Annotated in this window: 4 protein-coding genes; 1 reads left to right on the forward strand and 3 read right to left on the reverse strand. The window is 68.3% G+C overall.

All coding sequences use genetic code 11. The features are described 5' to 3' along the window. Window positions 1-57: 57 nt before the first annotated feature. Entirely contained in the window at window positions 58-300 is a 243-nt protein-coding gene (locus ACY5KJ_RS18370) for a DUF397 domain-containing protein (RefSeq protein ID WP_462189178.1), read from the reverse strand. Further along, the gene (locus ACY5KJ_RS18375; RefSeq protein ID WP_462189179.1) at window positions 297-1157 is read right to left on the reverse strand and encodes a helix-turn-helix domain-containing protein; all 861 of its coding nucleotides are present in this window, start codon (window positions 1155-1157) and stop codon (window positions 297-299) included. The genes ACY5KJ_RS18370 and ACY5KJ_RS18375 overlap by 4 nt, the downstream gene beginning before the upstream one ends. 542 nt (window positions 1158-1699) lie before the next feature. Here ACY5KJ_RS18375 and ACY5KJ_RS18380 point away from each other — a divergent pair. Beyond that, window positions 1700-1978 (forward strand): hypothetical protein, encoded by a 279-nt coding sequence (locus ACY5KJ_RS18380; RefSeq protein WP_462189180.1) that lies wholly within the window; start codon window positions 1700-1702, stop codon window positions 1976-1978. A gap of 279 nt (window positions 1979-2257) precedes the next feature. Here ACY5KJ_RS18380 and ACY5KJ_RS18385 read toward each other — a convergent pair. Beyond that, window positions 2258-4002, reverse strand: a 1745-nt coding sequence (locus ACY5KJ_RS18385) for a hypothetical protein (RefSeq protein WP_462203945.1), incomplete at its 5' end; no start/stop codon positions are given.

Raw genomic sequence — 4002 nt, forward strand, 5'->3', positions numbered from 1 at the left:
TTCGGTGGGGGCGGGACATCCCGCCCCCATTCCCCCGGATCAGGGCCGGACGGTGGTTCAGCCCGGGATGATCCGACTCCGGTCGAACTCGCCGTCCCGCGCGCCGGCCAGGAACGCGTCCCACTCGGCCGCCGAGAAGGCGAGCACCGGCCCGGTCGGGTTCTTCGAGTCGCGGACGGCGACGCCCCCGCCGAGCGCCGCGACCTCCACACACATACCGCCCGCGCCGTTGCTGTAGCTGCTCTTGCGCCAAGCCGCCCCGATGACATTGTCGATGATCGGCTTCATATATCTGGTCATTTCATTTCCTCTGCGACCGAGAGTATCATCTGGATGGACTCCTCCGGCCGCAGGGCTGCCGCCAGAAGATGATCCAGCTTCACTCTATAGCGCCTGACTTCGGAGGGGCGCTCAATATAGAGGCTTCCGGCCGCTTCCTCTATATAGACCACTTCGTTGTCTCCCGACTCGGGGAATCCGAGTATCGAGAATGTGCTTCCCAGGCTGGCATGCGCGCCCACGGAGAAAGGAAGCACCTGGATTGTCACGTTCGGCAGTTCGGACTGTTTGGCGAGGAACTCGAGTTGGCTTCGCATGATGGCTCTGCCGCCGATTGTCCGGCGTAGGACCGCCTCGTCCAGAATCACCCAGAGGCGAGGATGATCGGCGGCGGTGAGCCGGCGCTGCCGGTCCAGCCTGAGCGCGATCTTGCGTTCGGCCTCGTCCTCGCTCACCTCCGGATCGTCGGCTCGGATGACGTGCCGGGCGTAGTCGCTGGTCTGCAGTAGCCCATGGACGAGCTGCGATTCGTAGACCGAGATCGAGGCGGCGTCGCCCTCCAGGCCGATATAGATCTCGAACCAGGCGGGGACCACGTCGTGGTAGGTATGCCACCAGCCGTGGCGCCGGGACTCGCGGGCCAGGGCCAGCAACGCGTCCCGGCGTTCGTCGTCGGTCACGCCGTAGAGACCCAGCAGGTCGGACACGTCCCGGGTGCGGACCGGCACGCGGCCGTTCTCCATCCGACTGACCTTGGAAACCGAACAGCGCAGCAGCTGGCAGACCTCGTCGACGGAGATGCCCGCCCCCTCGCGGAGTCGTCGTAACTCGGCGCCCAGGCGCCTTCGCCGCACGGTCGGACCGCCGCTCGTGGCCATCGCTCGTCCTTCGGGCTCTTCGGGGTGATGGATGCATCTTGCCACTTGTTCGCCACTCCTCACCCAGGGCGCGCATCGCTGGGTAGTGAAACTCTTACAGAAGTTCTTGCAGAAGAGGCGTGCAGGGGTCATGCTTACCTTGAGTAGCGATGATGCACCTCAAGGTGAGAGTTTGGGGTAGAGCTGGTTGCGGGGAGACGTCGATGGTCATCGCGCAGGGTCCGGGATGTCGGTAGGGAGACCGCGCCGAGACACGGTGCCCCGCACCTGTGGTGCCTCCATGCCCGGCGGCCGCGTCGCCGGTCCCGCAGGTGTCGACGCCGTCAGGCGTCAACCGTCAGGCGTCAACCGCCAGCCGCCGGTTCCGGGTGAGTGGATGACGATCCTCGCCCGGAGCCGGCCATCTCGCCGTTGTCCGCCGCGCTGTCCCCGTCGCGCGGCTCTCCGTCGTGTGGCTGTGCGCGGGGGGGATTTCTTCCGCGGCGGCTCCGGCGGGCAGATCCACGCTCATCATTATCGGACAATCACCGAAAGGCGCGACAATGAAGACTCGCCAATTCCAGGTTTACGACGGCGATGGCGAGCTGGTAGCCACCTTCCCGGAATGGGAGGCGGCGCACAACTGGGCTCATCTGCGCGCGAACGAGCCGGTGACCTCGCGGCCCGTGCAGATCGAGGATCGGGTCGAACGCCGTACCTGGACGATTGAGGCGGACTACTGCCGGCTGACCGTGTGGCGGCGACGGGTCGAGTACGGATACTGCGGGCGTGGCGACCTGCGACATGCCGCTACCGCTCGTAAGCACGCCCGGGCGTCCTGAGCCGGTCCACTCGTAGCTGCTGGTGACTCCCGCCTGCGGGTTGGCGCGGCACCCGGCCCGATGGTCTCCCCACCTGGTCCAGACGGAGACCGGTGAGGACTTCGTCCGTCACCCGGTCAACCGGCTGCTGTGGACCGCGATGTACGTCTCCGTCGCCGCCGCCACGGCGGGCGGGTCGAATACCGCCCGACCCCGGGCGGCGGGGCGGCGTTCCGTATCGTCCTGCCCGGTCCGTCGCAGCCCGACTGACCTGTTCACCTTCGCTCTCGCGACCTCCGGCTACCCCGGATCTACCACGAGGGCCTGGAAGTCCCGCAACGTCGGCGCACCGGGATGTCCGCAGCCGCGCATTATGGCGAGCAGCTCCGCGAAGTCCAGGCCGGCCAGGTCGCCGGCCATCTCCTCGATCTGTTCGCGGACGACCTCAGGCCCGCCCATCTCCAGCAGTTGCAGGAACCCTTCGGTCATGACCAGTGCCTGCTCCCGATCGGTGAGGTCCTCCGGCTGCAGGGCGCCCCGGTCGAGCAGGGCCGTCACCGCGAGCGGGGCCAGTACCGGGTCGTCGCGCAGCCCGTCCAGGAGTTCCGCCCCGGCCGGCACCGCCGAGGTGAGCACGTTCAGCATCGCCGCAGCCCTGGTCCGAAACGGGCAGACCCGCACCGCGTCCAGCAGCGGCTCGACGTCACCGCCGTGCCCGGCCAGCCAGTTGGTGATCTCCGCGTTACCCGTCTCCCGGGTGTAGTGCTCAGCGATCACACCCAGCAGTTCGGCGGGCTGTGCGGTTGCCAGGTCGCCGACGAGGCCGGCCTCCCGTCCCTCGGCGAGCAGCCGCCCACGCATGGCCCGGGTGCCCAGCGCGGTCAGCGCCACCAACTCGGTGGGCTGGGCGAGCTCCGCGCGCAGGCGGGCCGCCGCCGGGCCGGAAATCGACCGCTCCACCGCGAATGGCGTCTCGACGTCGTCCGCGAGAGTGGCGATGAACTTCTCGTCCGCGAGCCCGCGCGTCCTCTCCACGGCGCCCAGCGCGGCCAGCACATCGAACACACGTTTAATGTCTCTCCCGAGGTGTGTTCGCCAACCGCCCTGCTGCAGGGGGCTTCCGGCGTCGACGCGGAACTGCTGCCGGCACGACTGCCACACCGCCTCCTCCAGGCACGCCATCGGCATCGGATCCGGCAGGCTGTAGATCGTGTTGAGCATGTCCGGGACCGCCTCGGCGTATACGTCGTACAGCAGGGAGGTGCCACTGCCCGTCCAGATCGGCAGACACACCGCGTCCCGCAGCTCGAAGAACGTCTCGAATGCCCGCTGCCACAGTGCCTCGGCGTCCTTGAGTAGCGGCCGCGCCTTGGCCACCGCCACCAGCTTCGTCCGGCTGACCCGCACCAGGCGGGTCTTCTTCGCCCAGGTAAAGATCAGGTTGAGGTGGGGCAGCTCGGCGGTGCTGCGTACCCGCAGGCCCTGCTCGCCGGTATCGAGAAGGTCGACAAGCTCACGCGCGTCGGCCGGCCTGAGATTTCCGGCGGCTGTCAACGGCCGACCATCCGTGCCGACCCAGGCGACGAACGCGCGAAGCTGCCCCACGACCTGGCTGCGCCCGGCCGCCTCCGCGAGTTCCTCCGCCGGCGGCAGACTGACCGGGAGCTGGGCGATGGTCCGTTCGGGTACCGGACCCGGGTAGGCGAACTGCCCGCTCATCAGCTGGTCCAGCAGGTCGTCGTCAGGGCCGGCCAAGCCCGCCAAAACGTGCTTGAAGTGCTCGGGCACGGCCGGCGGGATGATCTCTACCACGGTGTCGCGGACCGTCATATCCCAGAATTTCGGAATCCCCCGACGATCCGGGTCTGCCAGTGCGGCCGGGAACTCCGCCGCGGTCCGCACGATCGCCGCTTCGTTTTCCTCCACCGAAGCGCCCCGCGGGTCCCGGAGCCCGGACTCCGCCATGAACCTGAGCAGCGTCCGCAGGGACGGCGGGGCGTCCGCCAGCTCCTCGGGATCAGCCGCCACATACCGGGGGATCCATT

It is taken from the genome of Frankia sp. CcWB3, assembly GCF_977927595.1.

What these genes read in the sequence shown, in the direction of transcription:
- ACY5KJ_RS18370 (WP_462189178.1), bottom strand. Translation starts at nt 300, where the DNA reads ATGACCAGATATATGAAGCCGATCATCGACAATGTCATCGGGGCGGCT.
- ACY5KJ_RS18375 (WP_462189179.1), bottom strand. Translation starts at nt 1,157, where the DNA reads ATGGCCACGAGCGGCGGTCCGACCGTGCGGCGAAGGCGCCTGGGCGCC.
- ACY5KJ_RS18380 (WP_462189180.1), top strand. Translation starts at nt 1,700, where the DNA reads ATGAAGACTCGCCAATTCCAGGTTTACGACGGCGATGGCGAGCTGGTA.